Genomic DNA, 19,590 nt, shown 5'->3' on the forward strand with positions numbered 1-19,590 from the left:
AAAGGTGCCATGAACCAGACCGATATCCACCTGCCCTCCACCGCCACGCCCCCGCGCTCCGGGGCCCTCTTCGCCGTCGGCGGCATCCTGGTCCTGCAGACCGGCACGGCCTGCGCCGCGAAGCTCTTCGATCACCTCGGGGTGTCCGGGACGTCCTGGCTCAGACTGCTGATCGCCGCGCTGCTGCTCTTCGTGTTCGTCCGGCCCGCCCTGTCCGGGCGCACCCCGCGGCAGTGGGCGAGCGTCTGTCTGCTCGGCGTCGCCTCGGGCGGCATGACGCTGCTCTTCTCCGCGGCCGTCGACCGCATCCCCCTCGGTATCGCGGCGACCATCGAATTCCTGGGCCCGCTGTCCGTGGCCGTGGTGGCGTCGCGCCGTCTCGTGCACGGGCTCTGTGCGCTCCTCGCGGGCGCGGGAGTGGCGCTGATCTGCTTCGTCGGTTCGACGGGCGGTGGCGCCTCCCTGGATGTCGCGGGCATCGCGCTGGCCGCCGCCGCGGCCGCCTGCTGGGCCGGGTACATCGTGTACACCCGGGCGGTGGGCGCGGTCTTCGAGGGGTACCAGGGCCTCGCGGTCTCCCTGGGCATCGCCGCCGTGGTGATGACCCCGGTCGGTTTCGGCGAGGGCGTCGGCGGGCTGCTGGACAGCGAGAACCCGGCTCTCCTGCTTGCGGCCGTGACGGGAGTGGCCCTGCTGGCGCCCGTGACCGCCTTCGCGCTGGAGATGACCGCCCTGCGCCGGATGCCCGCACGGACCTTCGGCATCCTCACCAGCCTGGAACCGGCGGTCGCCGCCCTCGCCGGTCTCGTGCTGCTCGGCCAGTCCCTCGCGGCGGCCCAACTCGCGGGCCTGGCCTGCGTCGTCGCGGCCAGCGCGGGCGCCACGTGGGCGGACCGCGCGTCGGCGGACGACACGTCGCGGATCGCCGATCCGTCGCACAAGAGCGAGCCGCGCAAGAACCGCGAGCCGCACAAGAACAAGGAGGGAACGACATGACGACGCAGTGGCACGAGGTCGGCGCCGGAGTCTTCCAGCGCCGCTACGAGCCGTGCGATGTGACCGTGACGGCGATCGTCGGCTCGGCGGGCGTCGCCGTGGTGGACACCCGCTGCTCGCTGGCCGAGGCACAGGAGATGAAGAAGGACATCGCGCGGTTCGCTTCGGTGCCCGTGCGCTGGGTGGTGAACACCCACTCCCACCTCGACCACACCTGGGGCAACATCGCCTTCGCTGCCCCGCACCACTCCCCGCCGGCCCAGATCTGGGCTCACGAGTCCGTGCCCGCGGCGCTGACCCCCGACGACCCGGCCGTCGACTTCTTCCTGGACACCTTCACCGACCGCGGCCCCGCGTGGCAGGACAAGGTCGACCGGCTGGAGATCGTGCGGCCCACGCACCTGGTCGAGCGGACCTCGGTGATCGACCTCGGCGACCGGACCATGGAGCTGCGCTGGACCGGCCGCGCCCACACCGCGGGCGACCTGTGGGCCGTCGTCCCGGACGCGGACGTCGTGGTGGCCGGTGACCTCATCGAGGAGGCGGGCCCGCCCATCTGGGGCCCCGACTCCTTCCCGTTCGAGTGGCCCCGGACCCTGGACGCCGCGGGCGCGTTCCTCGGCGCGGGCACCACGGTGATCCCGGGGCACGGCGCTCCCGTCGACGCCGACTTCGTACGCAAGCAGCGCGACCTGATCGCCTCGGTCGCCGAGCAGATCCGCGCGCTGCACACGGCGGGAGTACCCCTGGAGGAGGCACCTTCGGCCGGTACCTGGCCGATGCCCGAGTCCCGCACGACGCACGCGATCGCCCGCGGTTACGCCGCACTCGACCGCCACACCGAGCCCACCCCGTCCCTCAGCACAGAAGGCCCGCGATGAACCAGAGCATGCCGAGCGTCCCGCTGGAGAAGTACGACGTCGACCCGGTCCGCGGCTTCCTGCCCGCCAAGGACCCGCTGGTGCGCCTCCCCGAGGAGTTCGCCGCGTGGGACCTCATCGCCGCGCAGTTGCCGAAGCACCTGGTGATCGGCCGCGGCAGGACCCTCCTGGAGCAGGTGCCTCAGCTCGACACCGACGCGCTGCGCGCCCCCGCCGAACTGGAGCGGGCCATGCTGCTCCTGTCCTACTTCGGGCACGCGTGGATCAACGACAGCGAGCCGCCCGCGCAGTCCGTGCCCGCCAACATCGCGGTGCCCTGGGCCGCGGTGGCCGCCCGGCTCGGACGGCCACCGATCCTGTCGTACGCCACCCAGCAACTGCACAACTGGCGGCGCGTGGACGGCGACCGGCCCGTCGAGCTCGGCAACATCATCCGGCTCCAGGACTTCCTCGGCGGCCTGGACGACGACTGGTTCGTCATCGTGCACATCGCCATCGAGGCCGCCGCGGGCCCCGGACTGCTGGCGGCGGTGCAGGCGCAGGACGCCGTGCTGAGCGACGACGCGGAGCAACTGGCCGACGCCCTGCGGCGGGTGGCGCAGAGCCTCGCGGCCATGCAGACGGTGCTCGCGCGCATGCCCGAGGGCTGCGACCCGTACATCTACTACAACCGCGTGCGGCGCTTCCTCTTCGGCTGGAAGAACAACCCGGCCTTTCCGCAGGGCATTTCGTACGAAGGGGTGGAGGCGTTCGGCGGCCGTCCGCAGGAGTTCAGCGGCGAGACCGGGGCGCAGAGCGCGATCGTGCCCTTCCTGGACACGGTCTTCGGCATCAGCGACGAACAGGACCCCCTCGCCGACTACATGATGTCGCTGCGCGCCTATCTGCCGCCCGCCCACCGGGCGTTCGTCGAGGAGGTCGGCACCCGCGTGGACCTGCGCGGCCACCTGCTGGAGAGGCGCCCGGCCGAGGCCGTCGCGGCCTACAACGAGTGCATCGAGTCCATGCACGCCTTCCGCGAACTGCATCTGCGGTACGCCGCGCAGTACGTGCAGCAGCAGGCGCAGCGCGACGCCTCCAACTCCAACGAGGTCGGCACCGGCGGTACGCCGTTCATGCGCTACCTGCGTCGCCACCTGGACAACGTCCTGGACCACGTCATCCGGTGACGTGCCCGGGGCAGGGCTCGCCGGTGGGTCAGGGCTCGAGCCAGCCCCTCCGCGCCGCGTTGAAGCCCGCCTGGAAGCGGCTCTGGCCGCCGAGCCTGGTGATCAGCTCGGCGACCTGCCGCCCCACGGTGCGCTCGGAGACGCCGAGCTTGCGGCTCATCGCCTCGTCCGTCATGCCGGCGGCGAGCATCTGGAGCACCTCGCGCTGACGGCTCGTCAACTCCGGGGCCGAATCGGCGTCCTCGGCGGCCTCGCGCGAGCCGGGGCCGCAGCGCGGCGCCAGCGGCGTACCGCTGCTCCAGCAGTGCTCGAAGATGTCCTCGAAGACGCCGACCAGGACCTCTCCACGGACCCGCACGGCGGTGACCGTGTCGCCGGGCGGTGTGAGCGACTGCGGGAAGGCGAGGAACGCCAGGGTGTGGTCGACGATGATCAGCCGCAGCGGCAGCAGCTGCGCGACCCGTACCTTGGCGCCGAGCTCCGCCAACTTGCCCAGATATCCCGCGACGTGGGGCGCGGCGGCCGTCGACGCCAGATGGATGGTGCGGATCTCGATGCCGCGCCGCAGGACGTCGGCGTCGCGGTCGAGGCCCTCCTGGAGCATCTCGGGCCGCAGCGGCTTGCCCGGGTGCAGGGACAGCACGCGGTAGCGGGCGTGGTGTGCCGCGTCCTCCAGTGCCGTCGTCACCTCGGCCTCGCCGGTGAGGACCTCGATCTGCGCCTGGGAGACGTTCCTGCAGTGGATGGGCTGGAAGGACTCCACCACGGTCGCGACGGCCTGACGCGTGTCGGACATGTCGTTGAGTACGGCGACCGAGTTGTGCATGGCCTGTCCGAGCAGTTTGTGCACCGCGGAATCGGGCGTGAGCACCGTCCATCCGCTGGGCGCCGTGCCGGACTCGACCAGCAGGTTGAGCTCGGCGAGGCGCTGGATCGCCGCCGCCAACTCCTCCGGGGACCAGGACAGTTCGTCCCGGACCTGCTCGGCGTGCCACTGCGGATTTCTGACGATTCGTGCGTAGAGGACCTCAGCGTGGTCCTGCATGACAAAGGACATGCGCGCGTACCCCCCAATAGGCCTGTCACGCCTCTGAGCGGCCGATTCAAGCACAGCTCGGCCTTGGTTCATACCAATGGTCCACGATGAGGACACCGTCGACGCGGGGCCTGTCCGGGTCTGGCCATAGCCGGTATCGGACATGGATCTTCCCTGGTCAACGCCTTCGCGACGCGGACATGATGGCCGCGCCGCCAAGGCAGCGGGGCCCAGTGTCGTGCCGCGCGAGCTCCTCGGACAGCCGGGCAGGCATCGACCTTCGCATCGGCTGAATCCTTCCGTTCGAAAGGCACCGCATCCCATGAATCGCCGCAGCCGCGCCGTCCTGTTCACCGTCGCCCTGTTCGCCGCCCTCTCGCTCGGAGCGGGCGCCGCTCAGGCGGCACCGACCGCCACCACCACCGCCACGTCGACCCAGAGCGACGGCAATGACTCCCTGATCTGGGGCTGAACGACATGGAAAGCTCCCGCAGAGGATTCCTGATCGGGACCCTCGGTGCGGCATCGACAGCGGTTCTCGGCGGGGCCACGACCGGCCCCGCCGCGGCCGTCGGTGCCGGAACGGCCGTCGGCACCGGGGCGGGGCACCACGCGATCACCCTCACGGCCGCGACCAACGGGTCCGCGACGCTCTCGCCCGCCGGTGACCTGCTGATCGCCGAGATCCAGAACGTGCTGTGGTCCGTGCCCCGCGCGGGAGGCGAGGCCACCGCCCTCACCGCCCCCGAACTGGAGCCCACCCGGCCGGTGTTCTCGCCGGACGGCCGAAGGATCGCCCTGTGCGCGTACCGGGGCGGCACCTTCCACCTGTGGCTGATGAACCCCGACGGCACCGGGCTGCGACAGCTGACCCACGGCGAGTGGGACGACCGCGGGCCCGCCTGGTCCCCGGACGGCACGCGGATCGCCTTCTCCTCCGAACGCGGCGGCGACACGGCCGACGGCAGTGGCTACCGCATCTGGACCGTCGACGTCCGCACCGGCGACCTCACCCGCGTCACCGGAGTTCCCGGCCGCCAAGGCCCGCTCCAGGAGGGCGCGTTCGAGGACTTCGACCCGGCCTGGAGCCCCGACGGCCGACAGATCCTGTGCGTACGCGGACACAGCGCCACAGGCGGATTCGCTGCCCGCACCATCGTCTCCACGCCGGTCGACGGCGAAGGACCGACCACGACCGTCCTCACGGAACCGGGCGCGGCCAGTCTGCTCTGCCCGGCCCCGGGGCCCGACGGACGCCTCGCCCACCTGCGCACCACATCCGTCCCCGACGAACCCGGCGCCTCCTGCGCGCTGATCCTCGACGGACACCAGCTCGACACCGGCGGCCGGGTCCTGCCCGTGCCGCCGCGCTGGACCGCCTCCGGCGAGCTGCTCGTGAACGTCGACGGACAGTTCCGGCTCATCGATCCCGACGGCGCCGCCGAGGCGGGCGAAGAGATCCCGTTCACCGCGCGCATGCCGCGCAAGCGACCCCAATACGCCATGAAGCGGTACGACTTCGACGCCTACCGCACGCGTCCGGTACGCGGCATCCACCTGCCCGCGCTGTCGCCCGACGGCCGCACGGTCGCCTTCGCCGCACTGGACGCCCTGTGGACGGTGCCCGTCGACGGCGGTGCGCCGCGACGGATCGTCCGCGCGGAACCCACCCGCTACCTCCACGGTCCCGCCTGGACACCGGACGGCACCGCGCTCGTGTACGCCGACGACCGCGACGGACTCTTCGCCGTGCGCCGCCACGCCCTGGCGGACGGAGCCGAGACCGTGCTCGCCGAGGGCGGCCGCGTGCACCCGGCGCTCTCGCCCGACGGCACCCGGCTCGCCTGTCTGGGCATGGACGGGACCCTGTTCGTGCACGACCTCGGCTCCGGGAGGAGCCGGGCCCTCGCCGCTCCCCTGGCGGGTGGCGGGCTGCCGGGGCGTCCCAGCTGGTCGCCCGACGGACGGCACGTGGCGCTCTGCGACCGCAACCGCCTCACCCAGCGCTTCCGCGAGGGATACAACCTCGTACGCGTCGTCGACACGCACGACGGCACCGACCGGCTGTACCCCGTCGCGCCGCACACCTCCCTCTCCGACCGCTACGACTCCGGGCCGGTGTGGTCTCCCGACGGGCGCTCGATGGCGGTGATCGTGGAGTCGGCGCTGTGGCTGCTCCCGGTGCGCGCCGACGGCAGCCCGTCCGGGCCCGCGACGATGCTCACCTCCGAGCCGGCCGACCACCCTTCCTGGTCCGCGGACGGCCGCACCCTGGCGTATCTCTCGGCGGGCCGGCTCCGGCTGCGCGACCTCGACGGCGACCGCACCCGCACCGTCCGGATCGACCTGGGCCACCGGCGCCCGCGCTCCCTGGACACCGTGGTGCACGCGGGGCTCTTCTGGGACGGCACCGGCGAGACGACGCGCACCGACGTCGACGTCGTCGTCCGGCAGGGGCGCATCACCGCCGTGGAACCGCACCGCGCGCGCAGACCCGCGCAGCGGCGCGTCGACGCGGGGGACAGGACCGTTGTCCCCGGCCTGTGGGACTCCCACACGCACCCCTGGCAGTACACCTACGGCGGCCGACAGGGCGCCCTCAACCTCGCGTACGGCATCACCACGGCCGTCTCCATGGGCGGCTTCGCCTATGAGCAGGCCCGCCTGAAGGAAGCGGTGGTCGCGGGCCGCGCCGCCGGGCCGCGCCTGCTCACCACGGGCGAACTGCTCGACGGATCGCGTGTCGCGTACAGCATGGGCCGCGCCCATCGGACGCGTGCGGGGCTGCGGCGCAGTCTCGCCCGGGGCGAGGCCCTGGACTGGGACTTCGTCAAGACGTACGTACGCGCACCGGGCTGGATGATGAAGGAGGCCGCCGCCTTCGGGCACGACAGGCTCGGCGTGCGCACCGGAAGTCATCTGTGCGTCCCCGGCATCCAGTTGGGGCAGGACCTGACGACCCATCTGCACGCCACCCAGCGCCTGGAGCACGGCCACGGTCTCTCCGCGTCCGGCCTGGCCTACCAGGACGTGTACGCGCTCTACTCCGACCCCGGTTTCCATCTGCTCGCCACACCGTTCCAGGCGACCATGCTGGTGGGCGCGGATCCCGGGCTCGCGGACGACCCGCGCGTGACCTCGCTCATGCCGCCCTGGGACGTCGAGGCCGTGCGCCGGTTCGCGAAGACCCGTCCCACCGAGGCCGAACTCGCCTCCCTGGACGCGGAGATGAGCGTCTACCGCGGGGTCCTTGCCAAGGGCGGCGTCGTGGCCCTCGGCACGGACGCCCCGCTCAACCCCGTGGGGCTGCATCTGCACGTGGCCCTGCGCGCCCTGCACCGCTCCGGCATGACACCGGCCCAGGCGCTGCGCACCGCGACGGCGCTGCCCGCGCGGGTGTTCGGGGCCGACGGCGACCTCGGCACCCTGGAAGTCGGCAAGATCGCCGACCTGACGGTGGTCGACGGCGATCCGTTCGAGGACTTCGCCACGCTGGTGCGGACCGAGGCCGTACTCAGCGGCGGAGTCCTGCACCGACGGCGCGACCTGGTCGCGCCGTTCACCGGGACCGCGCCGCTCGCGCACGGCGCACCGGGTGCGAAGGCGCAGACTCCGTGGCGGTCCGTCGGTGCGCTCATGCGGCGCGACGGCTGCTGCGACACGCGAGGCGACTGAGCCCCGCCCCTCACGCCTCGCCCCACCACTGTTCCGTTTCCACCACTGATCCATTTCTCGTGCAACTCATCCGTCTTCGTGAAAACCATCTCCAGTGAAGGGGAGAACCTCGTGGCGAACTATGTCTGGCCAGGGATCACCGAGGTCTGGGAGGCCCGTGCGGCACGGACCGAGGCGCTCCTGCGTCCGCTGGCGGAGGCGGGGATCACCGCGACCTCGCCGCAGCGCGTGAGCTGGGTCGGCGACCTGCAGCAGGGCGACGGAGGCAAGGGCGCCATGGTCGACCGCCTCGCCGCCACCCACCAGGTGGTCGTGCGCACCCAGGGAGGCGACAACGCGGGCCACACCTCGGTGTTCACGGACGCCTCCGGCGAGCGCGTCGAGATCAAGAACCATCTGATCCCCTCCGGCCTGCGCCACCCCAACACCGTCGGCCTGCTCGGCAACGGCGTCCTGGTGAACGCGGATCGCCTCCGGCACGAGCTGGAGCAGTTCGAAGGCGTCGGCGAGAGCCTCAAGGCACGTCTGTTCGTCAGCGACCGCGCCCACCTCGTGCTTCCCCTGCACCTGCTGGCCGACTCCCGGCAGGAGAATCACAAGGAGCAGTCCGGCAAGGCGATCGGCACGACCCGCCGCGGCATCGGCCCCGCCAACGCGAGCAAGGTCAACCGCATCGGCGTACGCGTGTACGACCTCTTCGACATGGACCTGGTCCGGGACCGCATCCGCGACAACGTCGAGTTCTTCGGCCTGCCGCGGGAGGAGGTCGAGCGGAACCTGGAGTGGGTGAGAGGCCACCGCGATCTGCTGCTCTCGCACGGCGTGGACTCCCGCAGCTTCCTCGCGGCCGCCGTCGAGGCCGGCTACTCGGTCCTCGCCGAGGGCGCCCAGGGTCCGCTGATCGACCTGGAGCACGGCATCTATCCGTACGTGACCACATCGCCGACCACCGTGCACTCGGTGGCCACCGGCAGCGGCCTCGACGCGGCCAGGCTCACCCACCGCGTGGGCGTCCTGAAGTGCTACCAGACCATGGTCGGCAACGGCGCGTTCGTCTCGGAGGACCACGGCGCCGTCGGCGACCGACTGCGCGAGCAGGGACGGGAGTTCGGCACGACCACCTCACGCCCGCGCCGCTGCGGCTGGCTCGACCTGGTACACGCCCGCTGGGCCGCGGAGGTGAACGAGTACACGAGCGTGGTGCTCACCAAGCTCGACGTGCTCGACGACTTCGAGGAGATCGGGCTGTGCGTCGGCTACGAACTCGACGGCGACCTGTACTACGAGTTCAAGCCGGAGCACCAGCTCCTCGAGGACTGCAAGCCCGTGTACGCGTACTTCCCCGGCTGGCGCACGCCGACCACCGGCATCAAGACGTACGAGGAACTCCCGCCGCAGGCAAAGGACTTCGTGGAGTTCATCCAGGCCTACCTCGGCGTGCAGATGGCCGGGGTCACGAAGGGGCCGGGGGACGACGACATGCTCATCAAGGCAGCTCTGCGCGGCGCGATGGGATACGCGGCATGATCTGGCCGGACACGGCCGAGCCCCGCACGACCAGGCTGCGGCCGAACCGGCGCCGCGGCCCCCTGCGCACCCCGCCCCGCTCCGGCGTGAAGGTCGCCCTGTTCGACATCGACGGAACGCTGACCCGGCACAAGTCGATCTGGCAGTTCCTGATGGAGGAGACCGGCGTCTGGGACGGTCCTGGACGCGCCAACCTCGACGCGTTCCTCGCCGGGCGCATCGATTACCAGGAGTTCTGCGACCTGGACGCCGAGCTCTTCCGCGGCCGGGCCTACGCGGAGGTGGAGAAGATCGCCCATGAGGTGCCCAAGTGGGATGGCCTCGACGCCCTGTTCGCCGCCCTGAAGGCGCGCGGCTACCGCGTCGTGCTGATCTCCACCGGCCTGCGGCTGATGGCGAGCTACTTCACCCGCCGCTACGACATCGCCGACGTCTTCGCCAACGACCTGGAGCGCAGCGACGGCATCTGCACGGGCCGTTCCCTCATCGACGTGGGCGAGCACGAGAAGGAGAAGGTCGTGCGCGATGTCCTCGACCGACTCGCGCCGGACCACGTCCTCGCGCTCGGGGACTCCTCAGGGGACCTGCCCCTGTTCAGGGCCGCGGATCTCGCCGTGGCGGTGAACCCGGACGAGCGCGTCGCCGGGGCCGTGCACGCGTCGCTGATCGGCGAGGACCTCGCCGTGCTCGCGGACGTGCTGTGAGGAGAGGAGAAGTCACGTGATCGAGCGCTACACCCTTCCCGAGATGGGGCGGGTCTGGAGCGACGGCCACAAGTTCGAGCTGTGGTGCGCCGTGGAGACGCTCGTCCTGGAGGCGCACGCCGCCGCCGGCACCGTCCCGGCCGACTGCGTGACGGCGGTACGGGATTCCCGGCCCCCCTCGCCCGACGAGGTCGCCGCGGCCGAGGCCGTCGTCCAGCACGACGTCATCGCCTTCCTCACGGCCTGGGCCGACCGGATCGTGCCGCGCGAGGCAGCCTCGTACGTGCACCACGGGATGACCTCCTCCGACCTGGTCGACACGGCCCTCGGCGTCCAGCTCGCCGAGGCCACGGACATCCTCCTGGAGAAGGCCGACCGTCTTGTGGGCCTGCTGCGCGACCACGCCCTGGCCCATCGCGCGACCCTGCGGGTGGGACGCACGCACGGCATCCACGCCGAACCCGACGTGTGGGGGCACCGCGTGGCCGACCTCGCGTTCGGCGTCGCGCGGTGCCGCGACCGGCTGCGGCGCGCGCGCAAGGCGGTGGCCGTCGTCGCCATCTCCGGGGCGGTCGGCACGTACTCGAACATCGAGCCCCACGTGGAGGCCTACGTCGCCGAACGGCTCGGCGCCGCGGTGGCCGACGCGTCGACCCAGGTCGTCCTCAGGGACGGCATCTCCGAGTGGGTCAACGTCCTTGCCCTCCTCGCCACTTCGCTGGAGGCCATCGCCCTGGAGGTGCGGCACGGTCAGCGCACGGAGGTGCGTGAACTGAGGGAGCCGTTCGGCACCGGCCAGCGGGGTTCCTCCGCGATGCCGCACAAGCTGAACCCGGTCAACTGCGAACGCCTGGCCGGCCTTGCCAGGGTCGTCCGGGCCCAGATCGTGCCGGTGATGGAGGGCATCCCGCTCTGGCACGAACGGGACATCTCCCACTCCTCGGTGGAGCGCGTCGCGCTCCCGGACGCCGCCATCACCGTGGACTTCATGCTCGACCAGACGATCCGTCTGGTGACCGGCCTGCACGTGGACGCGGCACGCATGGCGGCGAACCTGCGGGCGACCCGCGGCCTCGTCCACTCCTCCGCCGTCCTGCTGGAACTGGTCGCGGCGGGCCTGTCACGGGACCGTGAGGCCTACCCCTTGGTGCAGCGGGCCGCGCTGCGCACCTGGAACACCGACGTCGACTTCCGCACGGCCCTGAGCGAGGAGGCGACGGCGGCGGGCGTCACCCTCGACGAGGCACGGCTGGATGAGGTGTGCCGCCCGGAGGCCTTCATCGGGGACCGGCTCGACGGACTGTTCCGGCGGGTCGCCGCCCTCGACTGAGGCTCGTGCCGCCGCCGGGCTCTCTGCCGCCGGGGGCCCGGACGTCAGCGGCGGTCCGCGTACACCATCCAGACCTGGCCCGGCGCGAAGGGCATCGGCCTGCCGTCGGCCAGGGTGAAGGTCGTGCCGCCGGTCGGCGCGGACCGCTTCCAGCGCGTCGGGTAGCTCTTGCCGTCGCGCAGCACGAGGGCCTTGCCGCTGCCGACCGTCTCGATGTACGGGGTCACCGCGCCGTTGACGTCCTTGAAGCGCGAGGGGCGCATCGTGACGTACTGGATGACGATCGTGCGGGCGCCGAGCCGCGCGCCCGACGTGCTGCGGGCGGGCGCGCCGTCGAAGGACGCGAGCCAGCGGCCCTGGCGCGGCGACCAGCGGAAGGAGTGGCTGGCCGACGCGTAGCTGACGGTCCTGCTCGTGGTGGGGGTGCCGCCCGCCGGTGCCGGGCCGAAGCGGAAGCCGATGTCGTGGGGGCGGTCGGCCCGGGGCGCCGAGCGCAGCAGGGCGCCGGGGCGGGCGAAGAGGTTGTGCGGGGCGGAGCGCCCTTCCTGGCGGAAGTAGGCGCCGGGGACGCCGCCGTGCGGGAGGGCGTACAGCGGAGAGTCCCTGAGCACCTTCTGCAGCGAGCTGCGCACTCCCGAGTAGGCGAGGGCGGGGCGGCCGAACTGGCGCAGGAGCTCGATGTCGGACTCGCGTGCGCTGCGCACCGGGCCGACCGTCCTGGGCAGCCTGCTGGAGTACACCCCCATCAGGCGGCTCATGCCGCCCTCGACCTTCTCCACGTACACGATGTCCGCCTGGTCGAGCCCCGTGTGCGGCCGGGCCCGTCGCGCGTTGTCGAACTTCACGGCGAGCACCGGGCCCTGGCGGGCCATCAGGCCGGTGAAGGGGGAGGGGCCGCGGTGCGGCGGTCCTTCCCCGTCCGTCGGGGCGCCCGCATGGGCCGGGGCGCCCACCGTGAGCGTCGCCGTGGCGACGAGCGCGAGCACTTTCGCGCCGAGGCGGGTGCGGCGGGTGGCCCGGGGTGTTGTCGCTGCCATCGAGGGGTCTCCGTTCGTGGCCATGCGGGACGGAACTGCGCAGGCGCAGTGGTACCTCGTGGGGCCATGGCCCCAATCACCCCTGGGGCCATCCAACCGGTGGCACGTCACTCTTTCGAGCGGTGACATTTGTACCGGCCGGGAGCGGACATCCGTTTCTTCCCCCTGCCCGGACCCCGCCCCCATGCTGAATATCGGGGGCACCGACAGACGGGGAAGGTGTGGGACTCATGGACACGACGCGCACAACGGGCACGGGGCCACTGGCCGCGCCGGAGGCCGGCACGTACGACATCGACACGACGGCATCGGCCGTGCGGTTCCGCACGCGCTCGGTCTTCGGGATCGTCCCGGTGCGCGGCACGTTCGGGCTCGCGCGGGGCACCGTGGTCGTGGCCGATCCGGTCGAGGAGTCGACGGTGGACGTCACCATCCGTACGGATACGTTCGACTCGGGGCTGCGGCGGCGCGACCGGCACGTGCTGTCCGCCGACTACCTCGACGCGGCGACGTACCCCGAGATCGCCTTTCGCGCTCACGGTCTTCGACGTGCGGAGCAAGGGGCGGTGCTGGAGGGGGAGTTGACGGTCCATGGAGTCACCGGCACCGTCGCCGTGACGGTCGACTCGTCCGTGACCGAGGGCAGGCGGCTGAGGGTCCGTGGCACGGCCACCATCGACCGGTACGCCTTCGGAGTGACCAAGGCCAAGGGCATGACGGGCCGTCGGCTCCGCGTCGACCTGGACGTCCACGCGACCCGCTGAAGGTCTCCGGGCGCCTTCGAACACCCCCGAACGGTGCCCAGGACGTGCCGAGCGCCCCGCGTCCGCGAGAATCATGGGCATGGCAGCGTTGAGCGAGATCCTCCCCGTGGAAGCCGTCCTCCTGGACGCCCCGGCCGCCGACTGGCGCGAGGCCGTGCGGCGCGCCGGTGACCTGATGGTCGCCACCGGTGCCGCCACGGACACGTACACGGCGGAGATGATCGAGAACGTCCGGGAGAACGGGCCCTACATCGTCATCGCGCCCGGACTCGCCTTCGCGCACGCCAGGCCCTCGCCCGCCGTGCTGCGCACCGGGATGTCCTGGGTGCGCCTCGCGGCCCCGGTGGAGTTCGGGCACGAGGCCAACGACCCCGTCGAACTGGTCGTCGGACTCGCCGCGCGGGACGCCTCCGAGCACACCGCGGCGATGGGCGCGCTCGCCCGGCTGCTCGCCGACCCCGACACGGCGCGCACCCTGCGCGAGGCGGCCACGCCGCAGGAGGTGCACGCGATCCTGTCCGGCGGACCGCAGGAAGCGGGATCGCAGGGAGCGGGTCCGCAGGACGCGGGGCCGGGGGAGGCGGGCTCGCGGAAAGCGGCGGCGCGCGGCGGCGGGGACCTGCACAAGATCCTGACCGTGTGCGGCAACGGCGTCGGTACGAGCCTGTTCCTCAAGCAGACCGTCGAGGGCGTCCTGGACCGCTGGGGATGGAGCAGATACGTCACCGTCGAGGCGACCGACACCATCTCGGCCAAGGGCAAGGCGAACGAGGCCGTCGCCATCCTCACCTCGCGGGAGATCGCGAGGACGCTCGGCGACGTCGGCGTACCGGTGAAGGTCGTCGAGGACTTCACCAGCGCGGCCGAGGCGGACCGTGTGCTCCGCGACACCTACGACGTCTGACGGCGCGAGGACAGCAGTGCCGCGCGAGGACAGCAGTGCCGCGCGAGGACAGCAGGACCGCGCGAGGACAGCAGGACCGCGCGCGAGGACAGCCGAGCCGCGGAGAACGGAGACGGAGAATTCATGGACTGGCTCGTGTCGATCGCCGAGTTTCTCGTCAACGAGATCCTCAGCCAACCCGCCTACCTCATCGGCCTCATCACGGCCGCGGGCCTGATCGCCCTGAAGAAGTCGGCCGGGCAGATCGTCGGCGGTGCCATCAAGGCGACGCTCGGCTTTCTGCTCATCGGCGCGGGCGCCACCCTCGTCGTCGGTGCGCTGGCCCCGCTCGGCGAGATGATCCAGGGCTCCACCGGCGCGCACGGCGTGATCCCGACCAACGAGGCGATCGTCGGCATCGCGCAGCAGCAGTACGGCGCGCGCGTCGCCTGGCTGATGATCCTCGGCTTCGCGATCAGCCTGCTCCTCGCGCGCTTCACGCCGCTGCGTTACGTGTTCCTGACCGGCCATCACATGCTGTTCATGGCGACGCTGTTGACGATGGTCCTGGCGATCGCGGGCCAGTCGTCGTGGGTCGTGGTGGTCGTCGGAGGTGTGCTCCTCGGCATCCTGCTGGTGGCCATGCCCGCCTTCGCGCACCCCTGGACCAAGCGCGTCACCGGCAACGACAGTGTGGCGATCGGGCACTTCGGGACGGCGGGGTACGTCGCGGCGGGCGCCACGGGGCAGTTGGTCGGCCGACGCAGCCGCAGCACCGAGGAGATGAACCTTCCCGAAGGGCTGCGCTTCCTGCGCGACTCGATGGTCGCGACCGCCCTGTCCATGGTGCTGATCTACCTGATCATGTCGCTGGTCTTCCTGGGGAAGGTCGGCAAGGAGGAGGCGTTCAAGGCCTTTAGCGAGGACGGGGCGGCGGGCGCGAGCGGCGTCGGCGACTACGTCATGCAGTCGGTCATGCAGGGCCTGCAGTTCGGCATCGCCGTCGCCGTGATCCTCTTCGGTGTCCGCACGATCCTCGGCGAACTCGTCCCGGCCTTCCAGGGCATCGCGCAGAAGCTGGTGCCCGGCGCGGTGCCCTCGCTGGACGCGCCCATCGTCTTCCCCTACGCCCAGAACGCCGTCCTGATCGGTTTCATCTCCAGCTTCGTCGGCGGCCTCGTCAGCCTCGGCCTGCTCGCCTGGGTCTTCCATCCGGCCTTCGGTCTCGCCCTCGTCCTGCCCGGTCTGGTCCCGCACTTCTTCACGGGCGGCGCGGCCGGCGTCTACGGCAACGCGACCGGAGGCCGACGCGGCGCGGCCCTCGGTGCCTTCGTCAACGGCGTCCTCATCACCTTCCTGCCCGCCCTGCTCCTGAAGGTCCTCGGCGCCTTCGGCGAGGAGAACACCACGTTCGGCGACGCGGACTTCGGCTGGTTCGGCACGCTCATCGGCTACGCGGCCAAGGCGGGCGAGGCCGGTGGCATCGTCCTGATGCTGCTGATCGGTGCGGCGATCCTGTTCGGCGCGATCGTCGTCCAGAAGCGGGTAGTGGAGACCGGCTGGGACCCAGGAGCCCACCGCGACGCCCTGCTGCCCCCGGACGAGGCCCTGACGCCGGGGCCCGCCCCGACTGCCGCCGGTACATCGGGTGCGTACGCGAAGATCGCACCGCCACGCGGGGCGCCGAAGCCGCCTCCGCCGCCGGGCAGTTGACCTTCACACCGATGTGAAGCTTTAGCGTCACTCCTCGACCGGGACCCCCAAGTCCCCGGAGTAGCAGGAGGGTTCGACGATGGCTCAGGAAAGCTCGACGACACGGGCGCGGACGCGGATGCGGACGCTGACAACGAAGCCGGTGCCGGTGCCTGTGACGGTGATCGGGCTCGGGCCGATGGGACGCGCCCTGGCCGCGGCGTTCCTCGCCGCCGGTCACCCGACCACCGTGTGGAACCGGACACGGGGGAAGGCCGACGAACTGCTCGCCAAGGGCGCCACCTGGGCCGACGGCCCGCTGGACGCCCTCGGCGCGAGCGACGTGACCGTCCTCTGCCTGATCGACGGGAACGCCGTCGACGCCGTCCTCGACCGTGCACTCGCCGCATCGGACGGCCGCCCTCTGCCCGCCACCACGCTGGTGAACCTCACGTCCGAAGGGCCGGGCCGCACCCGTGAACTGGCCACCCGGGCGGAGGAGTTCGAGGTGCCCTACCTCGACGGCTCGATCATGACTCCGGCGGCGGCCATCGGTACGGAGGCGACCCGCATCCTCTACAGCGGCCCCGCGGACCTCTTCGACCTCCATCGTGCGACGCTGGCCGCTCTGGGAGGCAGCGCCATCCATCTCGGAGTCGATCCGGGGAGAGCGGCGACCTTCGACGTCGCCCTGCTGAACCTGTTCTGGACCTCGATCACGGGCCTGATGCACTCCTTCGCGCTCGCGGCGCGGCACCAGGTCCCGGCCACCGAACTGGCGCCCCACGCCCGGCAGATGGCGCAGCTGGTCGCCGACTTGACCCCCGGGCTCGCCGCCCGGATCGATGCCGGCCAGTTCTCGGGGGAGGGGACGTCCTCGCTGACGTCGGTCTCCGCGAGCCTGGAGCACATCGTCCACGCACTTGAGGAAGCCGACGTCCCTTCGGCGTTCACCCTTGCGGCCAAGGGGGTCGTCGACACGGTGCTGTCGGCGGGCCTCGGAACGGACTCCCCGGCCCGGCTCGCCGAGTTCCTCAGCCATGAGCGCGTTGAATTTTGATCCGCAGCCTGGCCACTTGTTCCGGCCCTCCAGGGCGACCGCATGATCAGAGAGCCACGCTCGTCGAGTTCCATCGTGATCACGCACTGCTTCGTGAGCTCCTTGCCGACGATGTGAACGACCTGACATGTCCCGCCACCGAGTCCGACTTGGCGTCCGTCCTTGGTGGCGGTGCCGGAGCAGGTGTCCGGATCCTCCAGGCTCGGTCCCGCCGGGCCCAGGCCAGTGGCCTCGTACTGAGCGTTCTGAATCTTGAGTTCGAGGACCTCGACGCTATGACCGGCGATTCATGACGTCCAAGGCCAATACCGCTGTGGCGCCATGGCCGCGGAGTCATGAGGAGTCGAAGCCGAACATGCCGGAGTGGCCGGAAATATCGGGTGGGGGTGCGGAGGGCCGCCTGCCATGATGCCGATCATGAGCAGCGATCTGCGGCAGAGGTATGCCGCGTACCGATGGACCCCCGCGACGGACGGCGCGTCGGGCGCCGAGGTGCACCACCTCACCGGAGCGGGCGCGGGCGCCCCCGACCTGTACGTGAAGGTCGCCCCCGTCACGTACGGCGGCTCGCCCTCCGACGTGTCGGGTGAGGCCGACCGTCTCGCCTGGCTGGCCGGACGGGGCATCCCCGTGCCGCGCATCGTCGAGCGCGGCGCCGACGACCGCGTGGCCTGGCTGGTGACCGAGGCGGTGCCCGGCAGGCCGGCGTCCGACGAGTGGCCGCGGGAGCGGCGGCCCGCCGTGTCCGACGCCCTCGCCGACCTCGCCGCCGCCCTGCACCAACTGCCGCTTCAGGACTGTCCGTTCGACCGAGGCCTGACGGTCACCATGGAGCAGGCCGCGCGCCATGTGGCCGAGGACCTCCTGGAGCTGGACGACCTCGACGAGGAGCGCGCCGGATGGACCGGGCAGCGCCTCCTCGACGAACTGCGCCGCACGCGCCCGGCGGTGGAGGACCTGGTGGTCACCCACGGCGACTTCACCCCGGAGAACGTCCTGCTCGACCCGGACACCTGCCGCGTCACCGGAGTCATCGACGTCGTCCGCCTCGGCAGGGCGGACCGTCACACCGATCTCGCCATCGCCCTGCGGGAGTTGGTGACCGAGGAAGACCCGTGGTTCGGCCCCGAGTACGCGGAGCGGTTCCTCGCGCGGTACGGCGAGCACGCGGCGGTCGACAAGGAGAAGCTGGACTTCTACCAGCTGCTGGACGAGTTCTTCTGACGGCGAGGCGCCACGTCCTCGCCGCTGCCGACGCGGTGCGCCCGCGGCTTCCCGGATACGGGCAGCGGCGCGACTGCCGGTACGGCGCCCAGGGCATGCCGTGGCTCACGCGGGGCGGTGCCCTCCCGAACCGGACGCCCGTCCACTGAGCGAGCAGGGTCCCCATCCCGAGGGTGGGGGCCCTGGACGTTCGGGTCCGCCGCACCTGCGCATGGCCTCTGAGCAGGGGCGTACGCCGTGGTGGTGTGCGCTCGGGCGTGCCACCGCTGCGACCGCTGTGCAAGTTGTCAGGTGGATCAGTTGCGCACTAGTGTCGCCACGCCTTGGTGAACGGGAAATCCGGTGTGATGCCGGTGCGGCCCTCGCCACTGTGATCGGGAAGTCCGGTTCCAGCCCTCGCGGCAGCCACTGGGTGCGTACGCGCCCGGGAAGGCGGAGTCCGGTCGGTACGACCCGTCAGCCAGGAGACCGGCCAAGGCGCGTTGTCCATCCACGAGGTGCTGGAGAGGGTCTGCTGAGCCATGCACATAGCCGAGGGTTTTCTCCCGCCGGCGCACGCGATCGCCTGGGGCGTAGCGTCCGCGCCGTTCGTCGTCCACGGAGTCCGCTCCCTGACGCGTGAAGTCAAGGAACACCCGGAGAGCACCCTGCTCCTGGGCGCGTCCGGTGCCTTCACCTTTGTCCTGTCCGCCCTGAAGATCCCGTCCGTGACGGGCAGTTGCTCGCACCCCACGGGGACCGGGCTCGGGGCCATCCTGTTCCGACCGCCGATCATGACGGTGCTCGGCACCATCACCCTGCTCTTCCAGGCCCTGCTGCTCGCCCACGGAGGGCTCACCACACTGGGCGCCAATGTGTTCTCCATGGCGATCATGGGGCCCTGGGCCGGATACGCCGTCTACCGGCTCCTCAAGCGGTACGACGTGCCGCTCATGGTCGCTGTGTTCTTCGGCGCGTTCGTCGCCGACCTGTCGACGTACTGCGTCACCAGCGTCCAGCTGGCCCTGGCCTTCCCCGACCCCAGCAGCGGATTCATCGGCGCTCTGGGCAAGTTCGGAGGCATCTTCGCCGTCACGCAGATCCCCCTCGCCGTCAGCGAGGGACTGCTCACCGTCCTGGTGATGCGGCTGCTCGTGCAGTCCAGCAAGGGCGAGCTGACACGGCTCGGCGTGCTGCTGCAGGGCAAGCGAGCGGCCACGGAGAAGCAGACGACGCAGACGGAGGCCAGCGCCTGATGAACCGGAACACGAAGATCAACATCCTGCTGCTCGTCGTCGTCGCCGCGCTCGCGGCGTTTCCGCTGGTGTTCGGCCTCGGCGACCACAAGAAGGAGCCGTTCACCGGTGCCGACGCGCAGGCCGAGACGGCGATCACCGAGATCGAGCCGGACTACGAACCGTGGTTCTCGCCGCTGTACGAACCACCGTCCGGAGAAGTCGAATCAGCGTTGTTCGCCCTGCAGGCGGCCATCGGCGCCGGTGTCCTCGCGTACTACTTCGGGCTGCGTCGAGGGCGTCGTCAGGGCGCGGAGCGCGCGCGGGCGGAGGAGGCCCCGGAGGACTCGTCGAGCGGCGCGGAGGACACCCGCGCCGACAGGGAACAGGTCTGACCC

The 19,590-nt window shown here is 71.4% G+C and carries 17 protein-coding genes and 1 riboswitch; of the genes, 15 read left to right on the forward strand and 2 right to left on the reverse strand.

Annotated elements, in window-relative coordinates; genetic code table 11:
* Positions 1 to 9: 9 nt before the first annotated feature.
* The 3 genes from AB0B50_RS27420 to AB0B50_RS27430 are packed head-to-tail and all read left to right on the forward strand — an operon-like array spanning position 10 to position 3,046.
* The gene (locus tag AB0B50_RS27420) at positions 10 to 996 is read left to right on the forward strand and encodes an EamA family transporter (RefSeq protein WP_362337305.1); all 987 of its coding nucleotides are present in this window, start codon (positions 10 to 12) and stop codon (positions 994 to 996) included.
* Positions 993 to 1,877 (forward strand): MBL fold metallo-hydrolase, encoded by an 885-nt coding sequence (locus AB0B50_RS27425; RefSeq protein ID WP_362337308.1) that lies wholly within the window; start codon positions 993 to 995, stop codon positions 1,875 to 1,877. Before AB0B50_RS27420 ends, AB0B50_RS27425 begins: the two co-directional genes overlap by 4 nt.
* Positions 1,874 to 3,046 carry a hypothetical protein gene (locus AB0B50_RS27430; protein ID WP_362337311.1) on the forward strand — a complete coding sequence of 391 codons (1,173 nt, stop codon included), beginning with the start codon at positions 1,874 to 1,876 and terminating at the stop codon, positions 3,044 to 3,046. The genes AB0B50_RS27425 and AB0B50_RS27430 overlap by 4 nt, the downstream gene beginning before the upstream one ends.
* A gap of 28 nt (positions 3,047 to 3,074) precedes the next feature.
* Here the strand turns inward: AB0B50_RS27430 and AB0B50_RS27435 are convergent, their stop codons facing one another.
* Positions 3,075 to 4,091 (reverse strand): helix-turn-helix transcriptional regulator, encoded by a 1,017-nt coding sequence (locus AB0B50_RS27435; RefSeq protein ID WP_362337314.1) that lies wholly within the window; start codon positions 4,089 to 4,091, stop codon positions 3,075 to 3,077.
* Positions 4,092 to 4,404: 313 nt separating this feature from the next.
* Between AB0B50_RS27435 and AB0B50_RS27440 the strand changes: the two genes are divergently transcribed.
* The 5 genes from AB0B50_RS27440 (at position 4,405) to purB (ending at position 11,318) form a co-directional block, all read left to right on the forward strand.
* Positions 4,405 to 4,554 carry a hypothetical protein gene (locus AB0B50_RS27440; RefSeq protein WP_362337317.1) on the forward strand — a complete coding sequence of 50 codons (150 nt, stop codon included), beginning with the start codon at positions 4,405 to 4,407 and terminating at the stop codon, positions 4,552 to 4,554.
* Positions 4,555 to 4,559: 5 nt separating this feature from the next.
* Positions 4,560 to 7,757: an amidohydrolase family protein gene (locus tag AB0B50_RS27445; protein WP_362337320.1), complete on the forward strand. Its 3,198-nt coding sequence runs from the start codon at positions 4,560 to 4,562 to the stop codon at positions 7,755 to 7,757.
* 111 nt (positions 7,758 to 7,868) lie between these two features.
* The gene (locus AB0B50_RS27450; RefSeq protein ID WP_362337323.1) at positions 7,869 to 9,284 is read left to right on the forward strand and encodes an adenylosuccinate synthase; all 1,416 of its coding nucleotides are present in this window, start codon (positions 7,869 to 7,871) and stop codon (positions 9,282 to 9,284) included.
* On the forward strand, positions 9,281 to 9,988 hold the full coding sequence (locus tag AB0B50_RS27455) for an HAD family phosphatase (RefSeq protein ID WP_362337326.1): 708 nt from the start codon (positions 9,281 to 9,283) through the stop codon (positions 9,986 to 9,988). Before AB0B50_RS27450 ends, AB0B50_RS27455 begins: the two co-directional genes overlap by 4 nt.
* A gap of 16 nt (positions 9,989 to 10,004) precedes the next feature.
* Positions 10,005 to 11,318, forward strand: a complete 1,314-nt coding sequence (gene purB, locus AB0B50_RS27460; protein ID WP_362337329.1) for an adenylosuccinate lyase — start codon at positions 10,005 to 10,007, stop codon at positions 11,316 to 11,318.
* 44 nt (positions 11,319 to 11,362) lie between these two features.
* Here purB and AB0B50_RS27465 read toward each other — a convergent pair whose 3' ends face one another.
* The gene (locus AB0B50_RS27465; protein WP_362337332.1) at positions 11,363 to 12,355 is read right to left on the reverse strand and encodes a DUF3048 domain-containing protein; all 993 of its coding nucleotides are present in this window, start codon (positions 12,353 to 12,355) and stop codon (positions 11,363 to 11,365) included.
* A 230-nt stretch (positions 12,356 to 12,585) separates the two neighbouring features.
* Here AB0B50_RS27465 and AB0B50_RS27470 point away from each other — a divergent pair, with 230 nt between their 5' ends.
* The 7 genes from AB0B50_RS27470 (at position 12,586) to AB0B50_RS27500 (ending at position 19,587) form a co-directional block, all read left to right on the forward strand.
* The gene (locus tag AB0B50_RS27470) at positions 12,586 to 13,119 is read left to right on the forward strand and encodes a YceI family protein (protein WP_362337334.1); all 534 of its coding nucleotides are present in this window, start codon (positions 12,586 to 12,588) and stop codon (positions 13,117 to 13,119) included.
* A gap of 79 nt (positions 13,120 to 13,198) precedes the next feature.
* Positions 13,199 to 14,023 (forward strand): PTS sugar transporter subunit IIA, encoded by an 825-nt coding sequence (locus AB0B50_RS27475; protein ID WP_362337337.1) that lies wholly within the window; start codon positions 13,199 to 13,201, stop codon positions 14,021 to 14,023.
* Positions 14,024 to 14,146: 123 nt separating this feature from the next.
* Positions 14,147 to 15,715, forward strand: coding sequence for a PTS ascorbate transporter subunit IIC (locus AB0B50_RS27480; RefSeq protein WP_362337340.1), 1,569 nt, complete (start codon positions 14,147 to 14,149; stop codon positions 15,713 to 15,715).
* 79 nt (positions 15,716 to 15,794) lie between these two features.
* A complete protein-coding gene (locus AB0B50_RS27485; protein ID WP_362337342.1) occupies positions 15,795 to 16,754 on the forward strand; it encodes an NAD(P)-binding domain-containing protein in 960 nt (319 codons plus the stop codon).
* Between the two features lie 414 nt (positions 16,755 to 17,168).
* Entirely contained in the window at positions 17,169 to 17,978 is an 810-nt protein-coding gene (locus tag AB0B50_RS27490; RefSeq protein ID WP_362337788.1) for an APH(3') family aminoglycoside O-phosphotransferase, read from the forward strand.
* Between the two features lie 307 nt (positions 17,979 to 18,285).
* Positions 18,286 to 18,470, forward strand: a riboswitch (cobalamin riboswitch).
* Between the two features lie 29 nt (positions 18,471 to 18,499).
* Positions 18,500 to 19,213: an energy-coupling factor ABC transporter permease gene (locus AB0B50_RS27495; RefSeq protein ID WP_362337345.1), complete on the forward strand. Its 714-nt coding sequence runs from the start codon at positions 18,500 to 18,502 to the stop codon at positions 19,211 to 19,213.
* Positions 19,213 to 19,587 (forward strand): energy-coupling factor ABC transporter substrate-binding protein, encoded by a 375-nt coding sequence (locus AB0B50_RS27500; protein ID WP_362337348.1) that lies wholly within the window; start codon positions 19,213 to 19,215, stop codon positions 19,585 to 19,587. Before AB0B50_RS27495 ends, AB0B50_RS27500 begins: the two co-directional genes overlap by 1 nt.
* The last annotated feature ends 3 nt before the right edge of the window (positions 19,588 to 19,590 follow it).

Source organism: Streptomyces sp. NPDC041068 (assembly GCF_040647455.1).
Taxonomy (GTDB): Bacteria; Actinomycetota; Actinomycetes; order Streptomycetales; family Streptomycetaceae; genus Streptomyces.